The 1147-nt window shown below is 71.2% G+C and carries 1 protein-coding gene; it reads right to left on the minus strand.

Translation table 11 applies throughout. From position 1 onward, the window contains the following. Window positions 1–38 precede the first annotated feature (38 nt). Window positions 39–1088, minus strand: coding sequence for a DUF1996 domain-containing protein (locus K6I34_RS37235; RefSeq protein ID WP_229332435.1), 1050 nt, complete (start codon window positions 1086–1088; stop codon window positions 39–41). Between the last annotated feature and the right edge of the window lie 59 nt (window positions 1089–1147).

Consider the following 1147-nt stretch of genomic DNA (forward strand, 5'->3'; position numbering starts at 1 on the left):
GCGGGGATGCCAGCCGTGGCGAGGGTGGCGGGCATCGATCAGCCGCAGCGGCGGCCGGTGTTGATGCAGCGCACGGCGGTCTCCATGAGTGCCCGCGGCATCACGTTCTCGAAGTCGGCGTGGTCCGTGACGGGCTTGCGGAGCTGCTCGGGGAAGCTGTCCACCGCGTAGACCGGGCCCCGCGGCACGGTGTAGGTCAGGGTCATCCGCAGCCGGGGCACGGGGGTGAGCCCGTGGGCGCAGCGGCCCGACGCGGTGTCCGGGAAGCGGATGTGGGAGCGGTGGTCGGGGCTGTCGGTCCGCCGCCCGTCCCAGCAGCTGGGGAAGTCCAGCAGCCGCATGACCCTGCTGCCTGCCGGGCACAAGGGGTACTTGTCCGTGAGGGCGCGGTCGGTGAAGCCCGTGCAGGTCCACTGGGCGCGGGCGTTCGCCGTTCCGTTCGTGAACGCCTTGGCGTCGCCGGTGATCATGCGCAGCACCTCCGGCATCGCGGCGACCGGGCCGACCGGGCTGCCGAGGAAGGCGAGGCCGACGCTGTCGGGGGTGAGCACGCGTCCGGGGTTGGCCCGGTCGGCGGCACCGCGGCCTTCGGCACGCTTGCCCAGTACGCGCAGAACGGGCCAGAAATACGTCGACTTGTCGCCTTGAGGGCAAGTGGTGCCCGCCGTGCGCAGGGAGGCGTCGGTGGAGGCGGCGTCCGTGGAGAGGTTGCCGACGTAGTCGTGGAGGTGGTGGGCGCCGTTGGCGACGCCGGGGGTGACGATGAAGTTGTCGGGGTTGCGATGGCCGTTCTCGTTGCGGCCGCACCGGGTGATGAAGGTGCCTGTGGAGGCGCGCGGACCGTTCCGGGGAGCGTGCGGTGCTGGCTGTGCGCCCCGAATATCCACGAAATCCGCGGCGGACGGGCCTGCGTGCTGGTGACTGTCGGTAGTTGATGTTACGTTGAGTGATGTCTCGGGCTGGGTGTCGGGGTGGGCGGAGGCGCTGCCGGTGACGGCGGCGAAGGTACCCGCCGAGCCGAGCAGCGCGAGTAAGGCGAAGAGGACGAGGTGCTTGGCGCCGAGCCGGCGCCGATGACGGACGGGCATGCGGGGCTCACTTCTTCTCGGGAACCGAAGGGGAGGAGGAATCGGGGGACGTGCGGGGG

The sequence above is a fragment of the Streptomyces sp. UNOC14_S4 genome (genome assembly GCF_020740835.1).
Classification (GTDB): domain Bacteria; phylum Actinomycetota; class Actinomycetes; order Streptomycetales; family Streptomycetaceae; genus Streptomyces.